Source organism: Halorhodospira sp. 9621, from assembly GCF_022228055.1.
Taxonomy (GTDB): Bacteria; Pseudomonadota; Gammaproteobacteria; order Nitrococcales; family Halorhodospiraceae; genus Halorhodospira; species Halorhodospira halophila_A.
In genome coordinates, this window is the sequence record NZ_JAJNRD010000013.1 from 28,339 (window position 1) to 50,647 (window position 22,309).

General features: G+C 71.4%; 26 protein-coding genes. 3 read left to right on the forward strand and 23 right to left on the reverse strand.

Annotated elements, in window-relative coordinates; genetic code table 11:
* The first annotated feature begins 28 nt into the window (after positions 1–28).
* A complete protein-coding gene (locus tag LRF89_RS07825) occupies positions 29–658 on the forward strand; it encodes a YbhB/YbcL family Raf kinase inhibitor-like protein (RefSeq protein ID WP_201169589.1) in 630 nt (209 codons plus the stop codon).
* Between the two features lie 49 nt (positions 659–707).
* On the opposite strand, the gene LRF89_RS07830 is transcribed toward LRF89_RS07825, so the two are convergent.
* The 12 genes from LRF89_RS07830 to LRF89_RS07885 form a co-directional block, all read right to left on the reverse strand.
* The gene (locus tag LRF89_RS07830; RefSeq protein ID WP_201169588.1) at positions 708–878 is read right to left on the reverse strand and encodes a hypothetical protein; all 171 of its coding nucleotides are present in this window, start codon (positions 876–878) and stop codon (positions 708–710) included.
* Positions 875–1,303 (reverse strand): PilZ domain-containing protein, encoded by a 429-nt coding sequence (locus LRF89_RS07835; protein WP_201169587.1) that lies wholly within the window; start codon positions 1,301–1,303, stop codon positions 875–877. Before LRF89_RS07835 ends, LRF89_RS07830 begins: the two co-directional genes overlap by 4 nt.
* 18 nt (positions 1,304–1,321) lie before the next feature.
* On the reverse strand, positions 1,322–2,404 hold the full coding sequence (gene zapE, locus LRF89_RS07840; RefSeq protein WP_201169585.1) for a cell division protein ZapE: 1,083 nt from the start codon (positions 2,402–2,404) through the stop codon (positions 1,322–1,324).
* Positions 2,405–2,411: 7 nt separating this feature from the next.
* The gene (locus LRF89_RS07845) at positions 2,412–2,849 is read right to left on the reverse strand and encodes a hypothetical protein (protein ID WP_238634768.1); all 438 of its coding nucleotides are present in this window, start codon (positions 2,847–2,849) and stop codon (positions 2,412–2,414) included.
* Between the two features lie 10 nt (positions 2,850–2,859).
* Positions 2,860–3,786 carry a histone deacetylase family protein gene (locus LRF89_RS07850; protein WP_370641497.1) on the reverse strand — a complete coding sequence of 309 codons (927 nt, stop codon included), beginning with the start codon at positions 3,784–3,786 and terminating at the stop codon, positions 2,860–2,862.
* Positions 3,780–4,466 (reverse strand): spermidine synthase, encoded by a 687-nt coding sequence (locus LRF89_RS07855; RefSeq protein WP_201169579.1) that lies wholly within the window; start codon positions 4,464–4,466, stop codon positions 3,780–3,782. The genes LRF89_RS07850 and LRF89_RS07855 overlap by 7 nt, the downstream gene beginning before the upstream one ends.
* 75 nt (positions 4,467–4,541) lie before the next feature.
* On the reverse strand, positions 4,542–5,156 hold the full coding sequence (gene metW, locus LRF89_RS07860) for a methionine biosynthesis protein MetW (RefSeq protein ID WP_425307179.1): 615 nt from the start codon (positions 5,154–5,156) through the stop codon (positions 4,542–4,544).
* The gene (gene metX / locus LRF89_RS07865) at positions 5,153–6,301 is read right to left on the reverse strand and encodes a homoserine O-succinyltransferase MetX (protein ID WP_201169577.1); all 1,149 of its coding nucleotides are present in this window, start codon (positions 6,299–6,301) and stop codon (positions 5,153–5,155) included. Before metX ends, metW begins: the two co-directional genes overlap by 4 nt.
* Before the next feature lie 67 nt (positions 6,302–6,368).
* Positions 6,369–6,674, reverse strand: a complete 306-nt coding sequence (locus tag LRF89_RS07870) for a DUF167 domain-containing protein (RefSeq protein WP_238636862.1) — start codon at positions 6,672–6,674, stop codon at positions 6,369–6,371.
* 87 nt (positions 6,675–6,761) lie between these two features.
* The gene (locus LRF89_RS07875) at positions 6,762–7,340 is read right to left on the reverse strand and encodes a YggT family protein (RefSeq protein ID WP_201169573.1); all 579 of its coding nucleotides are present in this window, start codon (positions 7,338–7,340) and stop codon (positions 6,762–6,764) included.
* The gene (gene proC, locus LRF89_RS07880) at positions 7,340–8,170 is read right to left on the reverse strand and encodes a pyrroline-5-carboxylate reductase (protein WP_201169570.1); all 831 of its coding nucleotides are present in this window, start codon (positions 8,168–8,170) and stop codon (positions 7,340–7,342) included. The genes LRF89_RS07875 and proC overlap by 1 nt, the downstream gene beginning before the upstream one ends.
* A gap of 13 nt (positions 8,171–8,183) precedes the next feature.
* Positions 8,184–8,870 (reverse strand): YggS family pyridoxal phosphate-dependent enzyme, encoded by a 687-nt coding sequence (locus LRF89_RS07885; protein WP_201169567.1) that lies wholly within the window; start codon positions 8,868–8,870, stop codon positions 8,184–8,186.
* Positions 8,871–9,030: 160 nt separating this feature from the next.
* Between LRF89_RS07885 and LRF89_RS07890 the strand changes: the two genes are divergently transcribed.
* On the forward strand, positions 9,031–9,804 hold the full coding sequence (locus tag LRF89_RS07890; protein WP_201241870.1) for a lytic transglycosylase domain-containing protein: 774 nt from the start codon (positions 9,031–9,033) through the stop codon (positions 9,802–9,804).
* Between the two features lie 36 nt (positions 9,805–9,840).
* Here LRF89_RS07890 and trxA read toward each other — a convergent pair whose 3' ends face one another.
* Genes trxA through gshB form a run of 9 tightly spaced genes read right to left on the reverse strand, consistent with a single transcriptional unit; the run spans position 9,841 to position 17,401 of the window.
* On the reverse strand, positions 9,841–10,701 hold the full coding sequence (gene trxA / locus LRF89_RS13580; protein ID WP_201241869.1) for a thioredoxin: 861 nt from the start codon (positions 10,699–10,701) through the stop codon (positions 9,841–9,843).
* Between the two features lie 23 nt (positions 10,702–10,724).
* Positions 10,725–12,008, reverse strand: coding sequence for a dihydroorotase (locus tag LRF89_RS07900; RefSeq protein ID WP_201169558.1), 1,284 nt, complete (start codon positions 12,006–12,008; stop codon positions 10,725–10,727).
* Positions 12,005–12,991, reverse strand: coding sequence for an aspartate carbamoyltransferase catalytic subunit (locus LRF89_RS07905; protein ID WP_201241867.1), 987 nt, complete (start codon positions 12,989–12,991; stop codon positions 12,005–12,007). Before LRF89_RS07905 ends, LRF89_RS07900 begins: the two co-directional genes overlap by 4 nt.
* Positions 12,988–13,500 (reverse strand): bifunctional pyr operon transcriptional regulator/uracil phosphoribosyltransferase PyrR, encoded by a 513-nt coding sequence (pyrR, locus tag LRF89_RS07910; protein WP_201169552.1) that lies wholly within the window; start codon positions 13,498–13,500, stop codon positions 12,988–12,990. Before pyrR ends, LRF89_RS07905 begins: the two co-directional genes overlap by 4 nt.
* On the reverse strand, positions 13,497–13,925 hold the full coding sequence (gene ruvX, locus LRF89_RS07915) for a Holliday junction resolvase RuvX (RefSeq protein ID WP_201169549.1): 429 nt from the start codon (positions 13,923–13,925) through the stop codon (positions 13,497–13,499). The genes pyrR and ruvX overlap by 4 nt, the downstream gene beginning before the upstream one ends.
* Complete coding sequence (locus LRF89_RS07920) at positions 13,918–14,496, reverse strand: YqgE/AlgH family protein (protein ID WP_201169546.1); 579 nt, start codon at positions 14,494–14,496, stop codon at positions 13,918–13,920. Before LRF89_RS07920 ends, ruvX begins: the two co-directional genes overlap by 8 nt.
* Positions 14,497–14,547: 51 nt before the next feature.
* Entirely contained in the window at positions 14,548–15,414 is an 867-nt protein-coding gene (locus LRF89_RS13585; RefSeq protein WP_238636863.1) for an energy transducer TonB, read from the reverse strand.
* Entirely contained in the window at positions 15,411–16,460 is a 1,050-nt protein-coding gene (locus LRF89_RS07930) for an FAD:protein FMN transferase (RefSeq protein WP_201169540.1), read from the reverse strand. Before LRF89_RS07930 ends, LRF89_RS13585 begins: the two co-directional genes overlap by 4 nt.
* Complete coding sequence (gshB, locus tag LRF89_RS07935) at positions 16,457–17,401, reverse strand: glutathione synthase (protein ID WP_201169538.1); 945 nt, start codon at positions 17,399–17,401, stop codon at positions 16,457–16,459. Before gshB ends, LRF89_RS07930 begins: the two co-directional genes overlap by 4 nt.
* Before the next feature lie 47 nt (positions 17,402–17,448).
* On the opposite strand from gshB, the gene LRF89_RS07940 reads away from it, so the two are divergent.
* Entirely contained in the window at positions 17,449–20,013 is a 2,565-nt protein-coding gene (locus LRF89_RS07940; RefSeq protein WP_238636864.1) for an ATP-binding response regulator, read from the forward strand.
* Here LRF89_RS07940 and LRF89_RS07945 read toward each other — a convergent pair.
* Both LRF89_RS07945 and LRF89_RS07950 read right to left on the reverse strand, forming a co-directional pair.
* A complete protein-coding gene (locus LRF89_RS07945) occupies positions 20,010–20,732 on the reverse strand; it encodes a 16S rRNA (uracil(1498)-N(3))-methyltransferase (RefSeq protein ID WP_238634773.1) in 723 nt (240 codons plus the stop codon). The genes LRF89_RS07940 and LRF89_RS07945 overlap by 4 nt on opposite strands.
* 48 nt (positions 20,733–20,780) lie before the next feature.
* On the reverse strand, positions 20,781–22,139 hold the full coding sequence (locus LRF89_RS07950) for an adenosylmethionine--8-amino-7-oxononanoate transaminase (RefSeq protein ID WP_238636865.1): 1,359 nt from the start codon (positions 22,137–22,139) through the stop codon (positions 20,781–20,783).
* Positions 22,140–22,309 lie beyond the last annotated feature (170 nt).

Below are 22,309 nucleotides of genomic sequence, written 5' to 3' on the forward strand. Positions count from 1 at the left end.
GTAACCCAAACAGCAGGAGGGGCAAGCTATGCGCCTGACGAGTCAGAGCCTGACCGACGGTCGACCGGTCCCGGAGCCGTACGCCTTCGGGATCCCGGATGCCGAAAACCACATGGCCCTGGGCCGGAATCTCAGCCCCCACTTCGCCTGGTCGGATCTGCCGGCGGGCACGCGCTCGCTGGTCCTGGTCTGCCACGACCCGGACGCCCCGAGCCACGCCGGCGACGTGAATCGCGAGGACCGGGAGATCCCCTCGGACCTGCCGCGGGTGGACTTCTACCACTGGTTGCTGGTCGACCTTGATCCGGGGCTGGGCGAGGTGGCCGAGGGCGCCTTCGCCGAGGGCGTGGTGCCCGGGGGCAAGGATGCACCCGAGGGGCCCCACGGCACCCGGCAGGGGGTCAACGACTACACCGACTTCCTCGCCGGCAGTGACGAGATGCGCGGTACCTACTACGGCTACGACGGGCCGTGCCCGCCGTGGAACGACTCCATCCCGCACCGCTATATCTTCACCCTCTACGCCCTCGACGTGGAGCGTGCGCCGGTGGCGGCGGGTTTCCGCGGGCCCGACCTGCTCGAGGCCATTCGCCCGCACATCCTCGATCAGGCCAGCATGACCACCACCTACAGCCTCAACCCCCGCGTCCCGGCGTAAGCGCGGGGCGTCTCTCCCCCGGTGGCCGTCGTGCCCCCGGGGGGGAGCGTCAGTCCTGCCCGTAGGGGTTGTTCATGACGTCGAACCAGCGCCGATGGTGCTCGGCCGCCTGCTCGCGCCAGCGCCGGACCTCCTCGCGGGAGTGCTTCTCGCGGATGCGGTGATCGGATAGCGAACGCGGGTCGTCGTCCTGGGGGTGCTTGTCGGCGTCGGCGCTCATGGCTGTCCTCCTGTCTCGTCCTCGTCGTCCGCCCCGGCCAGCAGGCCGAGGTCGTGGAGCAGGGTCTCAATGGCGTGTCGGGTCCGCTCGTCCGGGTTGGCGAGGCGGAACCCGGTGGCCGTATAGGCCGGGTTCACGTCCGGTGCCGACCAGCGCGCCTCGGCGGTGACGTCGATGCGTACATCGCCAGCGATCTCGCTGCCCGGCTCACCACGGATCTGCAGCTGCAGGCGCTGCCCGGGGGTGAAAGCGCGGTCCCCGATGAGCAGCAGCCCGTCCGGCGAGAGATCGCCGAGGACACCGAGCCGCGTCCCGTCGTTGCCGTCGTGTACCGGTAGATAGTAGAGCAGGTGCGAGCGCTTTTCGCCTCGCCGCAGACGCTGAATTTGCGGCCGGTAGCCGGTCTTGCCGCCGCGCTGGTTCATGGCGATCTCTCCTTGGCTTCAGGGGCGATGGGGCTCGGCCAGGTACTCGTGGCTCTGCATCTCGTGGAGCCGGCTGGCGGTGCGCTGGAACTCAAAGGCCAGCCGCCGGCCGGCGTAGAGGGCCTCCGGCGCTGCGGTCGCCGAGCAGATCAGGTTGACCCGCCGCTCGTAGAGTTCGTCGACGAGCGCCATCCACCGGCGTGCCTCGTCCTCGCGGTTGGCCTCGAAGCGGGGCACGTCGGCGACCAGCACAGTGTGGAACAGTCGTGCCAGCTCGATGTAATCGGAGGCGCTGCGCGGCCCGCTGCACAGCTCGGTGAAATCGAACCAAGCGACGCCATCGGCCCAGCGGCGCGCGCGGATCGGCCGGTCCTCGATGTCCAGGGTGCCGTCGCTCTGCCCGGGCTCCGGGGCGAGCTGCACGAACCGCTCCTGCAGTCGCGCGTCGTGTTCGCCGGCCGCGCCGATCAGGTAGACCGGCGCCTGCTCCAGGCGCTCGAGCCGGTAATCCCGCTCACCGTCCAGGTTCACCACGCGGCAGTGGCGCTTGAGCGCATCGATGGCCGGCAAGAAGCGGGCCCGCTGCAGGCCGTCGCGGTAGAGATCGTCCGGGTGCACGTTGGAGGTGGCCACCAGAGTAACCCCCTCGCCGATGAGCTGCTCGAGCAAGCGGCCAAGGATCATGGCGTCGGCGATGTCGCTGACGTGGAACTCGTCGAAGCAGAGCACCCGATGCTCGGCGGCGAAGTCGCGGGCCAGGTGGCCGAGCGGATCGCGGTGATCGCGCAGCCGGTGCAGCGCGTCGTGGGTACGCCGCATAAAGTGGTGGAAGTGCAGGCGCTGCTTGGCCGCGAAGGGCAGGGCATCGAAGAAGGCGTCCACCAGATAGGTCTTGCCGCGCCCGACCGGGCCGTGGAGGTAGAGTCCGGGGGCGGCGGTGCCCGGGCGCCGGCGCAGCCAGCCCAGCCACCCGGCGCCGGCCGGCTGCGCGAGCAGGTCGTCGTGGAGTGTCTGCAGGGCCTGCACGGCGCGCTGCTGGGCTGGATCGGGGTGGATAACGCCCCGGGCCAGATCGTCCTGGTAGCGAGTCTGAACCGGCATGGGGGGCTTAGATGGTCAGATCCAGGCGGCCGCCGCGGCCGAGGACATCGGGCTGCGACATGGCCTGAACCTCGACCAGTTGCCGCAGCCCCCGGGGCAGATCCTCGGTATCCGGCCGGAGGCCGTGGCTGCCGGCTCCGCCGCTGCGCAGCCCGCCCTCCGGCGTCAGGCTGCGATCCTGGCCCTCGTAGCGGGCGGCGATGAGCTCCGGCGGCCGGAACCCCCCGGCGTCGCCGAGTCGGGGGGTTGGCGGCTGGCCCACGCCGCCACTGGCCAACCCCTCGGCGGCCAGCGGTGTGGGGCGGACGGGTGAGGCGGGGCGAGCGGCCTCCGCGTGGCGGGCAAAGTCGGTCCGCCCGGCAGCCTCGGGCTGCTGGGTGCGTTGGGCCCCGCGCACGCGCTCGGCGGGGTTGAGGTAAGGGCTCCGGTTCGCCTCCACGTGCATGGCCTTTAGCCTACATCATCAGTGCCTCGAGGTGGGCCGCGGCGCAGCGGCCGACCACGGAGGTGTTGTAGCCACCCTCGAGCACCGAAACCACGCGCCCCTGGCAGTGGCGCTTGGCCACGTCCACCAACTCCCGGGTGGCCCAGGCGAAGTCGGTCTCGTCCAGCTGCAGGGTGGCCAGCGGGTCCGAGCGGTGGGCGTCGAAGCCTGCCGAAATCAGGATCAGTTCCGGCTGCAGCGCGTCGAGGGCGGGGAGGATGGTCTGCGTAAAGGCCTCGCGAAACGCCTCAGAGCCATCGCCGTCAGCCAGGGTGACGTTGACGATGTTCGCCGGGTTGTCGCTGCCCGGTGTGCCGGTGCCCGGGAACAGGGGGTGCTGGTGGGTCGAGAAGTAGTGGAACCCCGGCCGGCCGCGGCTGATCTCCTCGGTGCCGTTGCCGTGGTGAACATCGAAATCGACCATCGCCACCCGCTGCAGGCCGTAGTTGGCCACTGCGTGGCCGGCGCCGACGGCGATGTTGTTGAAGAAGCAGAATCCCATGGCCCGATCGGACTCGGCGTGGTGGCCCGGCGGGCGGACCGCACAGAAGACGCGCTGCGCCTTCCCGGAGAGCACGCCGTCGACCCCGTGGCAGACGGCTCCGGCGGCCCGCCGCGCGGCCTCGCCGGTGGCCGGGCAGAGGCGGGTGTCCGGATCGATGTGCCGGGCCCCCTCCGCGGGGACGCTGTCGAGCAGCGAGCGCACGTAGGTCGGGTCGTGGGCCAGCTCGAGCTGCGCGGTGGTGGCCAGCGGCGCCTCCTCGCGCAGGACGTACTCGAAGGTGGCGTGCTGGAGCGCCTGAAGGATGGCCTGCAGCCGCGCGGCGCTCTCCGGGTGGCCGGTGCCGGCGTCATGCTCCAGGCACTGGGGGTGGGTGATCAGCCAGGTTGTCACGATGCCTCCCGCGGGGCGCGCGCCCAGGCAAAGACCCAGGGTACGTCAAAGGACGGTACCTCGGCCTCCCAGTCGCCCCAGTCGGCGAAGGTGTGGGCCAGTCCGGCGCGGATCTCCTCGCGCAGGCCGGGTTCGTCGGCGCCGCAGCACTGCATGGCCATGACCCCGCCGGGGTTCAGTCGGTCCGAGACCTTGGCGAGGATCTCGCGGATATACTCGGTTCGCGGCTGGTCTTCTCGGACCGGATCCATGGTCAGGTCATAGATGATGCCGTCCCAGCGCTCCTCGGCGTCGAGGTAGGCGAAGGCGTCGCCGACCACCACCTCGGCGCCGGGCCGGTCGAAGGCGTCGCCGCAGAGATCCGGCAGGTACTGGCGTGAGAGCTCGATGACGTCGCCGTCGATATCCACCAGCACCGCCCGGCGCGCGCCGGCATCGAGCAGCGCGCGCAGGACGCCGCCGTCGCCGCCGCCGAGGATGAGCACATCGCCCAGTGCGTTGGCCTCGCGCAGCGGCCGGGTGATTGCCTGGTTGTAGGGCTCGTCGGCGTTGGCGATCTGCAGGTCGTCATCGAGGTAGAGCAGGTGCCCCACCGCCGGATCGTGGGCGATGACGATGTCCTGGTAGGCGGAGCGCCGCCGCTCGACGATGGTCTGGTTGTACCGCACGTACTCGGGCTGCATAGACTTCCCGGTTTCCTGCCAGGTGAGATCGCGGGCGGCACCCCGGAGCGGCGACCGCCCGTCCTTGACCGGATTCTACAGGGAGTCGCTGCCGCGTACGAAACGGTAGATGGCCACCTCGCCGAGCAGGTTCGGGGCCAGGTCGATGAACGGTGTCGAGCGGTGGGCGCGGTCGAGCAGGCGCCGCTCGCGGATCTGCACGCCCATGGTGGCGCACAGGCGCTCGAAGTCGCGCACCGTGCACAGGTGGATGTTCGGCGAGTTGTACCAAGCGTTGGGTAGGGCCGGGCTGCGTGGCATGCGCCCCTTGAGCAGCAACTGCATGCGCAGCCGCCAGTAGCCGATGTTGGGGAAGGTGACGATGCCGTGGCGGCCCACACGCAGCATGTCCTCAAGGAGTTTGTCCGGGTAGCGCACCGCCTGGACGGTCTGGCTCATGATGACGTGGTCGAAGCTGTCGCGATGGAAGTCGTCCAGCCCCTCGTCCAGGTCGGCACGGACCACATTGACGCCGCGGTCCATGCATCGGGTGACCTTGCGCGGGTCGATCTCCAGGCCGTAGGCGGTTACGCCCTTACGCTGGACCAGATAGTGGAGCAGTGTGCCGTCGCCGCAGCCCAGGTCCAGAACCCGGGAGCCCGGCTCGATCCAGTCGGCGACGATCTCCAGTTCGCGGCGCAGCGGATTCACGCCCCCACCTCCCGGGCGACGTTGCCCATGTAGGCGGAGAAGGCCTCCAGGTAGCGCTGGATGGGCATCAGGAAGGCGTCGTGGCCCTGGGTGGCCTCGATCTCCATGTAGCTGACCGGCTTGTTGTGTTCCAGCAGCGCGCGGAGGATCTCGCGCGAGCGTGCCGGGGCGAAGCGCCAGTCGCTGGAGAAGGAGAGCAGCAGGGTCGAGCACTGGATGTGCGCGAGCGCCGCGGAGAAGTCGTCGTCGTGGTCGGCGGCCGGATCGAAGTAGTCGAGCGCCTTGGTCATCAGCAGGTAGGTGTTGGCGTCGAAGTCCTGCACGAAGCGCTGTCCCTGGTAGCGCAGGTAGCTCTCGACCTCGAAGTCCACCTGCTCGAAGTCGAAGCTCATGTCGCCGCGCAGATCGCGCCCGAACTTCGCGCGCATGGCGTCGTCCGAGAGGTAGGTGATGTGTCCGAGCATGCGCGCCACCGCCAGCCCACGACGGGGCGAGACGCCGTAATCGTAGTAACGCCCGCCGTGGAACTCGGGGTCGCTCATGATCGCCTGGCGGGCGACCTCGTTGAAGCCAATGTTCTGTGCCGACAGCCGCGGCGCGGCGGCGATGACAATGGCGTGGCGCAGGCGGTCGGGGTAGTCGATGGCCCACTGCATCGCCTGCATGCCGCCCAAGCTGCCGCCGGCCACCGCCGCCCACTGGCGGATGCCCAGCTCATCGGCCAGGCGTGCCTGGCTTCGTACCCAGTCGCGCACCGTGACGATGGGGAACTGGTCGCCGTAGGGCTTACCCGTCTCCGGGTTGATGCTGGCCGGCCCGGTGGAGCCGTGGCAGCCACCCAGGTTGTTGCTGCAGACAACGAAGAAGCGGTTGGTATCCAGCGGCTTGCCCGGGCCGATGCAGGTCTCCCACCAACCCGGCTTGCGGTCGTGCTCGGAGTGATAACCGGCCGCGTGATGGTTTCCCGACAGGGCGTGGCAGACCAGGATGGCGTTGGTGCCCTCGCGGTTGAGCTCGCCGTAGGTCTCGTAGACCAGCTCATAGCGCGGCAGCTCCCTCCCGCAGACGAGCGGCAGAGGCTCCTCGAAGGTCGCCTTGTGCTGGGTCACCAGTCCGACGGAGTCGGTCGGCGGGCTTCTCACCATGATGCTTCCGCTCGCTGAGCAACAGCCGTGCAGTCTAGCGAGCCGGCTATGGCTGGGACAAGCCGCCTCAGGGCGGCGGCGGGTCCTCCGGGTGCGGCAGGCCGGCCGGCCAGCGTTTCGGTGCGCTGACGCGCAGGGTCTTGTCGCGGCTGCGGGCACCGCGAACCAGGGTGATCGCCGACTTGGCTACGCCGAACTGCCGGGCCAACAGCTTGCACAGCGCGGCGTTGGCCTTGCCGTCCACCGGCGGGGTGGTCAGACGCACGCGCAGCCGTTCGCCCTCGACATCCAACGCCTCGCGCTTGGCGCGCGGAGTGACGCGCACGTGCACCAGCCAGGCGTCGTCTTCCGGGTCCGGCGTGATCCAGGCCATGGCGTCGGCAACCGTAGCGGTCGATGGGGGTGCGGGACGGATCACGGCGCCGCCGGACACCCCGGCGACGCCGCGGGGCCGCGGCGGCTACATGGGCAGTGGTACCTGGCCACGCAGCGGGTAGACGGTGAGCATCCGCACCACGTGGATCAGCACCAAGGCGACCAGCGGCGAGAGGTCCAGTCCGCCCATATCCGGCATGAAGGAGCGGATCGGGCGCAGGATCGGGTTGACCAGCTGCTGGAGCAGGTGCAGCCCCGGGTGGCTGGCGGTGGGGTTGACCCAGCTGATGATTACGCCGATCAGGATCAGCACCGTATAGAGGTTCAGCACCAGGCCCAGCAGGCGTCCCACCGCCTCGATCGCCAGCGGCCCGAGCGGCGGCTGCTGCCCGTAGGCGAGCAGGAAGATGATGTAGAGCGCCGCCAGTTGCAGGACGAACATCAGTACGATCGCCGCCAGATCGATGCCGCCGACCCCGGGGATGACCCGGCGCAGGGGGTTGAGCACCGGTGAGGTGGCGCGCACCAGGAACTGCGAGATCGGGTTGAAGAAGTCGGCACGCACCGTCTGCAGCAAGAAGCGCAGCAGGACCGCCAGGATGTAGAGCGAGAAGGCGGTGGCGATCAGGAAGATCAGGGCGTCGGCGAAGTGGTTGGATTCCATTACTGCTCCCCTAGCAGGTTGCCAAGCTCATCGGCGCGGGTCGCGGCGGCTTCGGCCGCCCGCTGCAAGGCACCGCGCAGATCGGACGCTTCCAGGACTTCGAGGGCGCGCTCGGTGGTGCCCCCCGGTGAGGTCACCCGCTGGCGCAGCTGCGCCGGCGGATCGTCGGATTCCAGGGCCATGCGGGCCGCCCCGGTGGCCGTCTCCAGGGTCAGCAGACGGGCCGTTTCGCGGTCCAGGCCGAGCTCCACGCCAGCCTCCTCCAACGCCTCCATGACCAGGAAGAAGTACGCCGGACCGCTGCCGGAGATGGCGGTCACTGCGTCCATCTGCTGCTCGTTCTCCAGCCACCGGGTCTGCCCCACGGCGCGCAGCAGGGTCTCGGCCAGCTCGCGCTGCGCTTCACTGGCCTGCTCGTTGGCATAGAGCGCCGTAGCACCGCTCTGTACCAGCGAGGGGGTGTTGGGCATGGTGCGCACGATGGCCGTTCCGGCGCCGAGCCAGCGCTGCAGATCGCCCAGGCGGATGCCGGCGGCGATGGAGATCGCCACCGCGCCGCGCCGGGCGATGATCGGCCCGAGCGCCTCGGCCACGCCGCGCATGACCTGCGGTTTGACGGCCAGGATGACGGCATCTGCGGCCTCCGCCGCCGCCGCATTGTCGGCGCAGGTCTCGATGCCCAGTTCGCCGGCCAGGCGTTCGCGGCGCTCGGTCTCGGGCTCGCTGGCGACGATGTGCGTGGCCGGGTAGCCGTCGGCGATCAGCCCGCCGATGAGCGAGCGGGCCATGTTGCCGCCTCCGATGAAGGCGATGCGCGCGTGCTGGGCCATAGTGATTCCTCCTCTACATCCGCGGCCCGAAGATCGCGGTACCGATCCGTATGATGGTGGCGCCCTCGGCGATGGCCGCCTCGAGGTCCGCCGACATCCCCATCGACAGCGTGTCCAGCTCGCGGTGGCCGCGCTCGTGGAGCTCCTCGCGCAGCTTGCGCAGCCGGGCCAGCGGCTGGCGCTGCTCGGCGAACGCCTCGGCCGGTGCCGGCAGGGCCATCAGCCCGCGCAGGCGCAGCCTCGGCAGGCCGTCCACGGCGGCGGCGAGCTCGAAGACGTCGTCCGGCGGGCAGCCGGCCTTCTGCGGCTCCTCGCTGATGTTCACCTGCAGGCAGACGTTAAGCGCTTCTCGATCGCTCGGGCGCTGCTCACTGAGCCGGCGGGCGATCTTGGCCCGGTCGACGGTGTGAATCCAGTCAAAGCGCTCGGCCACCTCGCGGGTTTTGTTCGACTGTACCCCGCCGATAAAGTGCCACTGGATGTCCAGATCGGCCAGTTCCGCCTGCTTCTCGGCGGCCTCCTGCAAGTAGTTCTCGCCGAAGGCGGGCTGCCCGGCGGCGTGGGCGGCCCGGATGGCGGCCCCCGGGTGGCGTTTGCTGACCGCCAGGATCTGCACGCTGCCGGCCGGGCGGCCGTGGCTGGCCTCGGCGGCGCGGACGCGCTCCTGCACCGCGGCCAGGCGGCTGGCGATTTCGCTCATGATCTCTCGGATCCCGTCTAGGCTATTGGGAAGAACCGACCCCGGAATGATACGGGGCGCTGCGTGCCGCGTCGAACCGCGCCAGGGGCGAGGCCGTCGGCCGCCTGATACCCGTGTTAAAGTGAGGAAATTGGCAGGGCTTCATGCAAGGGGGTGCGTCATGCGCATGCACGCCAACTGGCTCATCGGCGGCTGTGGTCTGGTGTTCGCCTCGCTCGGGGCGTATCACCTGCACCACTCGCCGTGGGCGGCCGAGCGGGGTGCGGCTGGGGCCGACTGCTCCGAACAGCTCGAGCGCCTGCGCGCCTCGGCCGGGATGCCCGAGGTGTCCCGGGCGGTGGTCGAGACCATCGTCGAGGACCGGCAGGCCGAGCGCGACCAGCCGGTGGGCTCCAACCGGGTGATCCCGCGCGAGCACCTTGACGAGCTGATCGACGAGGCGGCTGAGGTCACCGGCCTGAGCGCCGATCTGATCCGTGCCGTGGTGCGCACCGAGAGCGACTACCGCCCGGGGGTGGTGAGCAGTGCCGGGGCGGTGGGCCTGATGCAGGTCCGCCCGATGGCAGCGGTGGACGTTGGCGAGCGCGTACCGGAGTGGCTCGAGCGCTTCGGCGAGCGCGAGGGCCTGGAGATCGAGGCCGAGGATCTGGCCGACCCGCGGCTGAACATCCTCCTCGGCAGCCATTACTTGGCCCACCTCCACGAGCGCTACGCCAGCTACGGCGAGCCGATGGCCACATGGCTGGCTCTGGCCGCCTACAACTGGGGGCCGGGCAACGTCTACCGCAACTTGCTCTCCAACCCGAACCTGCAGAACCTCGAGGATCTGCGCTGGTTGCTCCACCGCCGGGCCCCGTACGAGACCCGGGCGTTCATCGACCGCGTGCTCGAGCGCAGCGGCAAGCGGGCCGAGGAGGCCGGCGAGGCCATCTGACACCGGCCCGCCGGCCGCACGCCTCCACGCCCCCGCTCAGTGCAGCAGCTGGAACAGCCGCTGGCGGTAGCGGCGCGCCTCCGGGTGCTCGGGGCCGAGCATGCCGAGGACCTGGAGCGCCACCTGGTGGGCCTCGTCACGACGCTCCGGGTCGCGCTGGACGAGGTGGAGCAGGTGGTCCAGGGCCTCCAGCTCGCCGCCGGCTACCACCAGGCGCAAGGCCAGTTCCAGGCGGGCCTGGCCGTCGCCGGCGTCGGCCTCCACACGCTGCTCCAGCGCCTCGAGCGCGGGCAGGTCGCGCACCCGTTCGGCGAACTCCTTGCGCGCGAGGATCCCCTGCGCCCGCGGGTCCTGCTGATCGTTGGCAGACAGCCCCTCAACCAGCGTGAAGGCCTCGTCGGCGTCACCGCTTTGCAGCAGCGCGCGGGCCAGGTCGATGGTGACCCCGGCCTCATCGGGACGCTGTTCCCGGGCAGCGCGCAGGTACGGGACCGCCTCGGTGGAGCGGCCTTCGCTCATCAGCTCCCGGGCCTGTTCATAGGGGTCCGCCTCGGGGGCCTCCACGTACTGGCCCAGCCACTGGCGCAGCTCCCCCTCGGGGACGGCGCCCATGAACTGGTCCACCGGTTGTCCTTCCTTGACCAGCAGGGCGGTGGGTAGGCTCTGCACCCCCACCTGCGTGGCCAGCTGCTGTTGCTGGTCGCAGTCCACCTTGGCCAGGCGGAAGCCGCCCTGATACTCATCGGCCAGCTTTTCCAGCAGCGGGCTGAGGGTCTTGCAGGGCTCACACCACTGCGCCCAGAAGTAGATCAGCACAGGCTGCTGCATCGAGGCATCGATGGCCTGTTCCTTGAAATTCTCGATGGTGACATCGACGACGTTGGGCGAAGCGCTCACGGTTGCCTCCGAATCGGTTCGGTTCACGGGGTGCGGGGATAGACGATGCGCCCGGCGACCAGGGTGGCGGTGGCGCGGCCGGCCAGCTCCTGGCCCAGGACCAGGGAGTTGCGGCCGCGGCTGTGCAGGCTCTCGGGGGTCACCCGCCAGGTCTGTCGCGGATCGACGACCGCCACATCGGCGGCGGCGCCGGGCGTCAGGGTGCCGGCCTCCAGGCCGAGCGCCCGGGCCGGGCCCAGGGTGACCCGGTCGACCGCCTCGGCGATCGACAGCAGCCCCTCGTCGACCAGGCGCAGGGTCAGCCCGAGCAGGGTGTCGACGCCGCTGACACCGGGTTCGCTGTCGGCGAAGGGGCAGATCTTGGCGTCAGGGTCGTGGGGCTGGTGGTCCGAGCAGATGGCGGTGATCGCCCCCTCGGCCACCGCCCGGCGCAGCCCGTCGCGGTCCTGCGCGGTGCGCAGCGGCGGGCGGACGTGGGCGGCGGTGTTGTAGGCGTCGCAGTCCTGTTCGGTGAACAGCAGCTGGTGGATGGCCACGTCGGCGGTCACCGGCAGCTGTGCCCGGCGCGCCTCGGCGACCATGGCGGCGGCGCGCGCCGTGGACAGCCGGCCCAGGTGGACCGGGTTGCCGCTCTCCTCGACGAGGGCCAGGATCCGCCCGACGGCGGCGGTCTCGGTCGCCGCCGGCTGCCCGGGCAGCCCCAGCCGGGTGGCGGTCTCGCCCTCGTGGACGCGGCCGCTGTCGGCCAGGCTCGGATCCTCCGGGGTGAGGACGACCGGCAGCGAGAAGGTGGCTGCATAGTCCAGTGCGCGCCGCAACACCAGGGTGTTGGCGACGGGGCGGCCGCCGTCGCAGACCGCCGGGCAGCCGGCGTCGCGCAGGGCGGCCATCTCGGCCAGGTACTCGCCATCGAGCTCGCGGGTCAGCGCCCCGAGCGGCCGCACGCGGGCGGCATCGGCCACCTGCGCGCGGCTGTGCACCAGCTCCACCACCGACGGCGTGTCCATGGCTGGCCGGGTGTCCGGGGGCAGGAGCAGGGTGGTGATCCCGCCGGCCGCCGCCGCCCGGCTCTCCGGGACGATGCCGCCCTTGCGCGTGGCGCCGGGCTCGCGCAGCCGCGCGGCCAGGTCCACCAGGCCGGGGAGGACCAGCTGCCCGGTGGCGTCGATGGCCCGGTCGGCGGCGAACCCGTCCGGCGCCGTGCCCACGGCGAGAATCCGCCCGTCGGCGATGAATACATCGCGCGGCTCGTCCAGGCCGCTGGCCGGGTCGATGACGTGTCCGCCGTGGATGTGGATGCGGCTCAACTCGACGCCTCCTCGATCGGTTCGGTGGGGATCTCGCCCTGCCCGCCGAGGACCATGGACATGACCGCCATGCGCACCGCGATGCCGTTTGTGACCTGGCGCAGGATCACCGAGCGCGGCCCGTCGGCCACCTGGGGGTCGAGCTCGACGCCGCGGTTGACCGGGCCGGGGTGCATGACGATGGCCTCCGGGTGGGTGCGCTCCAGGCGCCGCTCGGTCAGCCCGTAGCGGGCGAAGAACTCGCTCTCGCTCGGCAGCAGGGCGCCACGCATCCGCTCGCGCTGCAGGCGCAGCATCATCACCACGTCGGCGCCGTCGAGCCCGGCATCCATGTCCTCGTGGACCCGCACCCCCAGCCGCCCGATATCCCGCGGGAGCAGCGTGCGCGGCCCGATCACCCGCACCTCGCCAGCGCCGAGGCCGAGCAGGGCGTGGATCTGCGAGCGGGCCACCCGCGAGTGGAGGATATCGCCAACGATGGCGATGGTCAGCGGCTCCAGTGGGCCCTTTTCGCGGCGGATGGTGAAAGCGTCGAGCAGGGCCTGGGTAGGGTGGGCGTGACGCCCGTCGCCGGCGTTGATCACCGCCACCCCGGGGGCCACATGGCGCGCGATGAACTCGGCGGCGCCGCTGTCGGCGTGGCGGACCACAAAGGCGTCGCACTGCATCGCCTCGAGGTTGCGCAGCATATCCAGCAGGCTCTCGCCCTTGCTGGTGGAGGAGGTGGCCACGTCGATGTTGAGCACATCGGCCGAGAGCCGCTGGGCAGCCAGCTCGAAGGTCGTGCGGGTGCGCGTGCTCGGCTCGAAGAAGAGGTTGATGATGGTCCGCCCGCGCAACAGCGGAACCTTCTTGACCGACTTGCCGAGAACCCCGGAGAACGACTCGGCGGTATCCAGAATGCGGGTGAGCAGCTCGCGGGGCAGCCCCTCGGTGGTGACCAAGTGGCGCAGCTGCCCCTGCGGGTCGAGTTGCACGCTCACGGCGTCTCTCCTTCCAGCATGAAGCGCAGCGGCTCGGGGCCGCGCAGCTTGAGCCGCTGCCCACCGGGGAGTTCGAGCCGGGTCCCGGTGACATCCGGCTGGACCGGCAGCTCCCGTCCACCGCGGTCGACCAGCACGGCCAGGAGCACCTGCTGTGGGCGGCCGTAGTCGAACAGGGCGTTGAGCGCCGCCCGCGTGGTGCGGCCGGTGTGGATCACGTCATCGACCAGCAGCACAGCACGTCCGTCCAGGGTCACTGGAACCTCGGAGGTCTGCACCGCCGCCTTGAGCCCGGAGGTCGCATAGTCGTCGCGGTGGAAGGCGACCTCCAGGGTGCCCACTGGCGGGCGGGCGAGGAGCCGGTCGTGCAGCCCGCGGGCCACCCACACGCCGCCGGTGTGGATGCCCACCAGGATCGGCGAGCGGATGCCGCGGCGCTCCAGCTCGGTGTTGATCTCCGCGGCGACGGTGTCGAGCAACTGCGGGACGTCGATCTCGGCGTCAGTCATGCCACCCCTTGCTGGGCAAAGAAGGTCTCGAGGATGACCGCGGCAGCCTCGGCGTGCACGGCCTGCGGGTCGCGCTGGCGCTGCCGCGGGTCGAGCCGCTCCTCCGCGGCACGCGAGGAGAGGCGCTCGTCGATGGTATGCACCGGTAGCCCGAAGCGCCCGTGCAGGCGGCCGGCCAGGCGCCGGGCCAGGGCGGTGCTGTCGGCATCGCTGCCGTCGGCGTGGCTGGGCAGCCCCACCACCAGCGCCGCCGGCGCCCAGTGCTCAAGCAGCCCGGCGACTGCCGCCCAGTCCGGCTGTCCGTGGCGTGCGCTGAGGGTGGTCACGCCGCGGGCGGTGCCCAACAGGGCCTCGCCGACGGCCACGCCGATGTGCCGCTCACCGGGGTCGAAGCCCATCAGCATGCCGCCGGGCGGCTCAGGCATGCCCGCTTTCCGAGGAGAGCAGGGCGATGTCCACACCCAGGTGCGCGGCCGCGGCGCGCCAGCGCTGGCTGGTATCGGTGTCGAAGATGACCCGGGCATCGGCGGGGCCGGAGAGCCAGGCGTTCTGGGCCAGCTCCTCCTCCAGTTGGCCGGCGCCCCAGCCGGCGTAACCCAGCGCCACCAGGAAGCGCTCCGGGCCCTCGCCCCGCGCCAGGGCGGCGAGGATGTCCCGCGACGTGGTCAGGGCCACGCCCTCGCAGACCGGCGCGGTGGCGTTCCACTCCTGTCCGGCCGGATGGAGCACGAAGCCGCGCTCGCGCTGCACGGGTCCACCGGCGTAGACGACCTGATCCTGCGGGCAGCCGTCGCTGATCTCCAGCTCCAGGTGGCGGAACAGATCGCCGAGGGTGACTTCGGTGGGTCGGTTCACCACGATGCCCATCGCCCCGTCCTCGCTGTGCTCGCAGAGCAGCGTCACGGTCTGTGCGAAGTTCGGGTCGTCCAGGGCCGGCATAGCGATCAGGAACTGACTGCCCAGCTGGTCCCCGCCTTGTCCGGTTTGCTCGCTCATGCGCTCCAGTATCGGCCACCGCGCGCAGCCGGGACAAGGGTGGCAAGGCAGTTATTGAGCGCGCACGCGCCGGCCCTCGATGAATGCCCAGGTCCGGGTGATCACCAGGCGGTCCTGCCCCTCGAGGACCTCCTCGGGTACATCCGGGTACGGGGCACCGAGCCGGACGATGCGCACCGCCGCCTCGTCGAGCAGCCGGTGGCGCGACGGCTGGATGATGCGCACGTCCTCTAGCGACCCGTCCGGCATCAGCGTTACCTCGAGGATCAGTTGCCCGGATAGCCCCCGCTCGCGGGCTTCGCTCGGGTAGTTGAGATTACCCACGGCCTCCACCTTGCGCGTCCAAGCCTCCATGTAGGCGGCGGCCTCGTGGGAGCGCGTGCGGGCGTTGAGAAAGCGCTTGGTCGGCTCCCGGGGCTGGCTCAGCCGCTGCTGCAGCGCCGCCGCCTCGGCGGCGGCCGCCTGGCGCCGGCTGTCGAGCAGATCCTGGAGCGAAGGCCGCTCCTCGGCCCGGGGTTGCTCATCGGCGGGCGGTGTTGGCGTCTCGGCCTGCTCGCTGTCGATCAGAGACTCGGCCCGCGCCTCAGGGGCGGCCGCCGGTTCGCCCGGCTCGGGGGCTTCCACGGCGGGGATCGGCTCGCCGGCCACCGGTGAGGGGATCTGCGCCTGCTCAGCCACGCCCCCGCCGTCCTGGTCCAGATCGGCCAGGTAGTCGGCGTCCTCCGGGGGGGTCTCGGCCTCGTCGTAGGCCAGTGTGACCTCCATCATCGAGGCATCCTGGGGGCGCTCGTCGCCCTCCCAGGTCAGCCCCACGCCCAGGATCACCAGGGCGTGGGCCACCACGGCGAGGAACAGCGCCATGCCCAGACGGTCATCCGTTTGCACCGCGGGGTCGTTCACGGCTGGTGCCTCGCTCACTCGACGTGGACCGTCTCCGGTTCGCCCCGCAACTCAACCCGCTCGGCCATGGCCTCGCTCATCCGGACCACGCCCTCGCGGTCGATGAGCAGCGCATAGCGGATCTCCAGCGCCTCGGCCAGGGCCCGCCAGTCCTCGGGGCCGGCGATGAACAGCGCCGTGGCCGCGGCGTCGGCGTGGACCGGGTCTTCGTGGATCACCGTCATCGAGCGGCTGCCCATGGCCGGGTAACCGGTGGTCGGGTCGAGGATATGGTGGTAGCGGCGGTCCTCGTGGGTGAAGGTGCGCTCGTAGTCGCCGGAGGTGAACACGCTCTCATCGGCGTGCGCCTCGACGGCGGCGAGCACCGTGCCGGCCCGGGGGTCGCGGACGCCCATCCGCCAAGGCCGATCCGCCGGCGCCCCCAGGGCGATCAGATCGCCGCCGAGGCTGATCAGCGCCGTGCGCACCCCTTGCTCGCGCAGGGCGGCCATGGCGCGCTCGCCGGCAAACCCCTTACCGATACCGCCGAGGTCGATGCGCACCGCGTCGTTGCTGCTGGTCACGTAGCGATCGGCATCCCAGCTCAGGTCGGCGATGCGCGGCGCCTGCTCCACCCAGGCCTCGATCTCCTCGGCCGGTGGCGGCTCGGCCAGCGGGCCGTCCTGGGCGGAAAAGCCCCACAGCTCGGTGAGTCCGCCGATGGCCGGGCTGAAGCGCCCGCCGGTGCGCTCCTCCATCTCGCGGGCGCGCTCGAGGATGGCGATCAGCTCCTTGCTGACGGTCATGCCCTCGCCGGCAGCGAGCCGCTCGTTGAGCGGCCCGAGCTCCGAGCCGCGAGTCGGTTCCCAGGCCTCGCTGATGGCGTCGATCTCCGCCCGGGCCGCCTTGGCGGCCGCCTCGGCGTCGCTGTCGCCGGCATCGAGGATATGGATCTCCACCTCCGTGCCCAGGGAGATGAACTGCAGTCGGGTCGAATCCGGCTCATCGGCGCAGCCGGCCAGCCCCATGGCGGCGGCCAGGGCCGCCAGCGCCAGGGCGCGGCCCGCGGAAACCAGGCGTGTCATGCCGAGCCCTCCAGGTGATCGAAGAAGGCGCCGGCGGTGTTGACGCCGCACAGGGCGTCGATCTCGCGAAAGCAGGTGGGGCTGGTGACGTTGATCTCGGTCAGCCGCTCGCCGATGAAGTCCAGCCCCACCAGTTCCAGGCCGCGTTCGCGCAGGGTGGGGGCCAGCTCGGCGCAGACGGCGCGCTCGCGCTCGGTGACCGGTGCTGCCTCGCCGCGGCCGCCGGCGGCCAGGTTGCCCCGCGTCTCGCCCCGCGCCGGGATCCGCGCCAGGGCATGGGGGAAGGGCTCGCCGCCAAAGACCAGTACCCGTTTATCGCCCTCCTCGATGCGGGGCAGGTACTCCTGGGCCAGGGCGTAGCGCCGGCCGCCGTCGGTGAGGGTCTCTAGGACTACGCTGGTGTTCGGATCGCCCGCCTCGAGGACGAAGATCGAGGCCCCCCCCATGGCATCCAGCGGTTTGAGCACCGCTTTGCCCTGCTCGGCGATGAACGCACGCAGCTGCGTCGGGTCGGCGGCCACACGGGTGGCCGGGCACAGGTGGGGCCAGTGCAGGGCGAAGAGCTTCTCGTTGGCATCGCGCAGCGCCGCCGGTCGATTAACCACCCGCACCCCCTGCGCCTCGGCCAGTGACAGCAGCTGCGTGGCGCTGATATAGCCGGCATCCACCGGCGGATCCTCGCGCATGAGGATGGTGTCGAGTTCGGCCAGGGGCATCGGCCGCGGTTCGCCCAGCGTGTACCAGTCCCGCTCGTCGTCGCGGACCTTTGCCGGCCGGCCGCGCCCGCAGGCGGCTCCGCCGTCCGCGTAGAGGTCCGTGGCCAGGAAGTACCAGAGCTCGTAGCCGCGGCGCTGGGCCTCGAGCATCAGGGCGAGGGTGGAGTCCTTGCGGGGGTGGATGGCGGCGATGGGGTCCATCACGACGCCGAGTCGAGCGCTCATGGGCAGATTCACGGCAGCTGAGTGGTTTGTGGCATTGTAACCAACCCATGGATGAGCGACGAACCAAGGCCCTCGGCGTCGACCCCCGGCGCGAGCTGACCCGGCTGCTGCCCGAGCTGCGCGACAGCGTCAGCGCCGCGGCCGTGCGTCTGCAGGAAGTCGGCGACGAGCCCGGCGCGCTGACCGCGCTCCACGGTGAGCTCCAGCGCCTGCATGGCGGATTTTTGTTCGTCGGCGTGCGCGAGCTTGAACACCTCAGCGCCGAGCTGCGTGCCGCCGCCGGCGATCTTGAGCGGGCCTACCAGGCGCCGGAGACGGCCGCGGTGGAGGCCCAACCGCTGCGCGCCGCGCTGATGGACGCCGTCCTGCGGCTGCCGCGGGCCATCGAACGCATCGCCGTCCGCGCCGAAGATCCGGTTGCGGAACTGGCCAGCCTCATCGACGGCCTGCGCCGCGCCCGCGGCGGGCCGCGCTACGACAGCCTGGCGCTGTTGCGCCAGTGCCTCGATCCGGGCGCACCCGAGGCCTCGGGCGGGGCCGGCGGGGAGGCCGTCCGCACCAGTCGCCTGGCCTACCAGCGCGGGCTCCTGGAGCTGATCCGCGGTGATGAGCGCCAGGCGCTGGGGCAGCTGCGTGGTGTCCTTGAGCCGCTGGAGGCCACCCTGGGCGACAGCGCCGCCGGCAGTGTCTGCTGGAGCGCGCTGGCCGTGCTCGATCTGCTCGACCAGGGCGACACCCTGGACCCGGTGCAGAAGCGGGCTATCGCCGCCTACGACCGCGAGCTGCGTCGTTTGGTCGAGCAGGGCGCCGATGGTGGGCTGCCAGAGCCGAGCATGGCCGAGGCGTTGCTTCAGCCGCTGACCGAGGCTCCGGGCAGCGGCCGGGTCGCGCAGGTCCAGGCCGCCGCCCGGCGTCTGCCCGGGGCCACCCTGGCCATGCCGGCGCCCGTCGAGGACGAGGCGGGGTCGGCCGCGCGGGCACTGGTGCGCAGCGACGTCGATCTGCAGGCGCTGTTTTACGCCGAGGTGGGGCCGGCGCTGTCACAGATCGGCGCCGCCCTGCAGCGCTGGCGCGCCGGCGACCCGGAGGCCGGGCTGGCCATCCAGCGCATCCTGCACACCCTCAAGGGCGGGGCGCGCTTCGCCGGGCTCACCGAGTTCTTCAGCCGCTGCCACGAGCTGGAGGGCGAGGTGGCCACCGCCCTGGCCGACGGCGCCACGGCTGAGACCGGGCAGCGCCTGCGCCACGGCCTTGAGCAGCTGGCCGACAGCGTCGGCGTGCTGCGCCGCGAGGTCCTAGGCGGTGGCGCGGAGGCGAGCGCTGGAGCGCAGGCTTACGACTACAGCGAGCTTTGGGCCGGCGAAGACGGCGACGCACAGGCCAGTACCGCCGACGCCTGGGGCCTGCAGAGCGGTACCGGCGCGGAGGTCCTCGGCGATGCGCTGGCCACTGAGTTGGCCGAATCCGCCGAGGACGCGGGCGGTGACGCCTCCACCGGTCCTGCCGGCGAGGCAGCGGCCGAGCCGGGGTTGGACCCCGCGGCGCCACAAGCACCGCAGCCGGATTACGATCCGGCCCCGGGCGCCGACCGGCCCTATGGCTCGAGCCCGGAGCCTGACCCGGCGCCGGCAAGGGCGACCCTAGAGCCGCATGTCGACGCCTTCGATCGCCTGGTGCACGCCACTGCCGGCGAGTGCGGGCGCCGCGTCGAGCTGATGGTCGAGGGGGCGTCGTGCACTTTGCCCGAGGGTCACCTGGTGGCCCTCGGACCGGCACTGGAGCACCTGCTGCGCAATGCCGTGCGCCACGGCATCGAGCCCCCCGAGGCACGCGCCGCCGCCGGCAAGCCCGAGGTCGGCCGGGTCGCCCTGAGCCTGCACCACGGCCAGGACGAGGCGCTGCTGGTGGTCAGCGACGACGGCGCCGGCCTGGATTCCGAGGCGCTGCAGCGCCAGGTCTCCGACTACGACCCCAACGAACCCACGGCGGCGCTCAGTGACGACGAGGCGCTGAGCCTGATCTGTCTGCCGGGCGTCTCCACCCTCGACCCCGAGGGTGAGCCGGGCGCCGGCATGGGCATGGACGAGGTGGCCGGCGTGGTCCACGAACTCGGCGGCACGCTGGAGATGCAGAGCGCACCGGGCGCCGGCACCCGTTTTACCCTGCGCCTGCCGATGCCCGGTGCGTCGGCCCCGGAGCAGCCCGCCGGCGAGGCCTCCGCGCGGCCCCGCGTCCTGGTTCTCGACGATTCGCGCACCATGCGCCGGATCACCGGGCATCGCCTGGCCCGCCAGGGCTTCGACCCGGAAGGGGCCGCCGGGCTCGAGGAGGCCCACCGCGCAGTGGCGGCGGGTACGCCTCGGGCGCTGCTCGTCGATCTGGAGATGGAGATGCTCCAGCACGAGGAAGGCCTCGGCGTGCTGCAGCGACTGGTGGCCGAGGCCGGCATTGACGCCGGCACGCTGGTGGCCGTGAGCACGCGGGCCGTGGATCAGGAGCGGCTCGCTGCCGCAGGGCTGGGTGCCGCCCGAGTGCTGCTCAAGCCCTACGACGAGGGGCAGCTCGCCGACGCCCTGGCCCAGGCGTGCGCCGCCTCGGCGGGCGTCGGCTAGAGCTCGCCGAGGGCCAGGCCTACCGCGGCGAGGGCGACCACCGCAGCGGTCTCCGTGCGCAGCACCCGCGGGCCCGCCCGACCGCGCCGGTACCCGTGGGCCTCGGCCGCCTGGAGCTCTGCCGGGCTCAACCCGCCCTCGGGGCCGATGAGCAGCGAGGTCGCCGCCGTCCCGGTCAACTCGCTGAGGCGCGGCTCCGCCAGCGGGTCCAGGGTCAGGCGCAGCGGATAGCCGTCGCACTGCGCCCAGGCCCGGCCCAGCGGGACCGGTTCGGTCACCCGCGGTGGGGTGTTGCGGCCGCACTGCTCGCAGGCCGCGCGGGCCACCGCCTCCCAGTGCCGCCGGCGCTTGGACGCCCGCTGCGGATCGTTCAGGCGCACCACGGTGCGCTCGGTCATGACTGGCACGATCTCGCTCACGCCCAGTTCGGTTGCCTTCTCCACCGCGGTGTCCATGCGCTCGCCTTTGCCCACGGCCTGCAGGAGCTGCACCGGTGCCGGCAGCTCGCGTTCGGTGGGCTGGTGGGCGCCGACGTGCACCGTCACCCGCCGGCGCTCCACGGCCACCACCTCGCTCGCGTGCTCCCCGCCGTTGCCGTTGAACAGGGTCACGGTATCGCCAGGGCGCAAGCGTAGCGCCCGGGCGTGGGCGGCGGCGTCGGCGGTCAGCTCGATGACGCTGTCGGCCGCCAAGGGCTGGGCGATGTAGAGGCGCGGCATGACGGGGTCTCCGTGCTCGGGGCTGCCCGGTGACCGGGCAGCAGGCGGCTAGTCGCGGGTGGCCCGGTCGATGGCCTCGGCGGCCACTTCGCCAAGCAGTGCGATCTCGTCGGGCTCGATCACGTAGGGCGGCATCCAGTAGAGGACGTTGCCGATCGGGCGCATCAGCACGCCGCGCTCCAGCGCATGGCGGTAGGCGATCAGGCCCCGGCGCTCCTGCCAAGGGAAGGGGGTCTTCAGGCCCGGATCCCGGACCATCTCCATGGCCAGGATCATGCCCTGCTGGCGCACCTCGCCGACGTGCGGGTGCCCGGCCAGGGGCGCGGCGGCCTCGGCCATGCGCTGTGCCGTCTCGCGGTTGCGGGCGAGGACATCGTCGCTGTCGAAGATCCCCAGCGTGGCCAGGGCCGCGGCGCAGGCCAGCGGGTTGCCGGTGTAGCTGTGCGAGTGCAGGAAGCCGGTGAGCCGGGTGAAGTCGTCGAAGAACGCCTGGTAGACCGGCTCGGTGAGCAGGACCGCGGCCAGGGGCAGGTAACCCCCGGTGATGCCCTTGGAGACGCACATGAAATCCGGCGCGATGCCCGCCTGCTCGCAGGCGAACAGGGTCCCGGTGCGGCCGAAGCCGGTGGCGATCTCGTCGGCGATCAGGTGCACCCCGTGGCGGTCGCACGCCTCGCGCAGCCGCTGCAGATAGACCGGGTCGTACATGCGCATGCCACCGGCCCCCTGGACCAGGGGCTCGAGGATCACCGCCGCCGTCTCGTGGCCGTGCTCCTGGAGGGCTGCCTCCATGTGGACGAACATCTGCTCGGAGTGCTCCGCCCAGCTGGTGCCGGGCTCGCGGTGGAAACAGTCCGGTGACGGCACCGTGATCGGCTCCATGAGCAGTGGCTCGTACGCGTCCTTGAACACGCCCACGTCGCCGACGCTCAGCGCGCCGATGGTGTCGCCGTGGTAGCTGTTGGAGAGGTTGATGTAGCGCGTCTTCTCCGGGTGCCCGGTGTTGCGCCAGTAGTGGTGGCTCATCTTCAGGGCCACCTCGATGCTCGAGGAGCCGTTGTCGGTGAAGAAGACCCGCTCGAGTCCCTTGGGGCTGAGCTCTACCAGCCGCTCGGCCAGCTGCACCGCCGGTTCGTGGGAGCAGCCGGCCAGGATCACGTGCTCAAGCCGCTCGAGTTGGCCGCGGACGGCCTCGTTGATGCGCGGGTTGCAGTGCCCGAACAGGTTCACCCACCAGGAGCTGATGGCGTCCAGGTACCACTTGCCGTCGCGGTCCTTAAGCCACGCCCCGCGGCCTTCCTCCACCGGAATCAGGGGCAGGCCGTCGTGGTGGTCCTTCATCTGCGTGGTCGGGTGGAACAGGACGTTCAGGTCGCGGCGGATCAGTTCGCTATTGCGGTCGCTCATGGCGGGGCTCCGGGCAGTCGTGGGTCGCGGCTCGCCGGACGAGAGTCTGCCTCCTGTCGGGAGGTGGGTCTACCGCCCGGGGAGAATCCTTACGTTTTGCACTGTTGACGGCGCACGGGCGGTGGGTGTTCCGTAAAGCTTGCAACCAGGGATGGGATAGCACAGGAGAA

Coding starts and splice junctions, on each gene's coding strand:
- LRF89_RS07825 (WP_201169589.1), top strand. CDS start 29: ATGCGCCTGACGAGTCAGAGCCTGACCGACGGTCGACCGGTCCCGGAG.
- LRF89_RS07830 (WP_201169588.1), bottom strand. CDS start 878: ATGAGCGCCGACGCCGACAAGCACCCCCAGGACGACGACCCGCGTTCG.
- LRF89_RS07835 (WP_201169587.1), bottom strand. CDS start 1,303: ATGAACCAGCGCGGCGGCAAGACCGGCTACCGGCCGCAAATTCAGCGT.
- zapE (WP_201169585.1), bottom strand. CDS start 2,404: ATGCCGGTTCAGACTCGCTACCAGGACGATCTGGCCCGGGGCGTTATC.
- LRF89_RS07845 (WP_238634768.1), bottom strand. CDS start 2,849: ATGCACGTGGAGGCGAACCGGAGCCCTTACCTCAACCCCGCCGAGCGC.
- LRF89_RS07855 (WP_201169579.1), bottom strand. CDS start 4,466: ATGCAGCCCGAGTACGTGCGGTACAACCAGACCATCGTCGAGCGGCGG.
- metX (WP_201169577.1), bottom strand. CDS start 6,301: ATGGTGAGAAGCCCGCCGACCGACTCCGTCGGACTGGTGACCCAGCAC.
- LRF89_RS07870 (WP_238636862.1), bottom strand. CDS start 6,674: ATGGCCTGGATCACGCCGGACCCGGAAGACGACGCCTGGCTGGTGCAC.
- LRF89_RS07875 (WP_201169573.1), bottom strand. CDS start 7,340: ATGGAATCCAACCACTTCGCCGACGCCCTGATCTTCCTGATCGCCACC.
- proC (WP_201169570.1), bottom strand. CDS start 8,170: ATGGCCCAGCACGCGCGCATCGCCTTCATCGGAGGCGGCAACATGGCC.
- LRF89_RS07885 (WP_201169567.1), bottom strand. CDS start 8,870: ATGAGCGAAATCGCCAGCCGCCTGGCCGCGGTGCAGGAGCGCGTCCGC.
- LRF89_RS07890 (WP_201241870.1), top strand. CDS start 9,031: ATGCGCATGCACGCCAACTGGCTCATCGGCGGCTGTGGTCTGGTGTTC.
- pyrR (WP_201169552.1), bottom strand. CDS start 13,500: ATGACTGACGCCGAGATCGACGTCCCGCAGTTGCTCGACACCGTCGCC.
- ruvX (WP_201169549.1), bottom strand. CDS start 13,925: ATGCCTGAGCCGCCCGGCGGCATGCTGATGGGCTTCGACCCCGGTGAG.
- LRF89_RS07920 (WP_201169546.1), bottom strand. CDS start 14,496: ATGAGCGAGCAAACCGGACAAGGCGGGGACCAGCTGGGCAGTCAGTTC.
- LRF89_RS07930 (WP_201169540.1), bottom strand. CDS start 16,460: ATGACACGCCTGGTTTCCGCGGGCCGCGCCCTGGCGCTGGCGGCCCTG.
- gshB (WP_201169538.1), bottom strand. CDS start 17,401: ATGAGCGCTCGACTCGGCGTCGTGATGGACCCCATCGCCGCCATCCAC.
- LRF89_RS07940 (WP_238636864.1), top strand. CDS start 17,449: ATGGATGAGCGACGAACCAAGGCCCTCGGCGTCGACCCCCGGCGCGAG.
- LRF89_RS07945 (WP_238634773.1), bottom strand. CDS start 20,732: ATGCCGCGCCTCTACATCGCCCAGCCCTTGGCGGCCGACAGCGTCATC.
- LRF89_RS07950 (WP_238636865.1), bottom strand. CDS start 22,139: ATGAGCGACCGCAATAGCGAACTGATCCGCCGCGACCTGAACGTCCTG.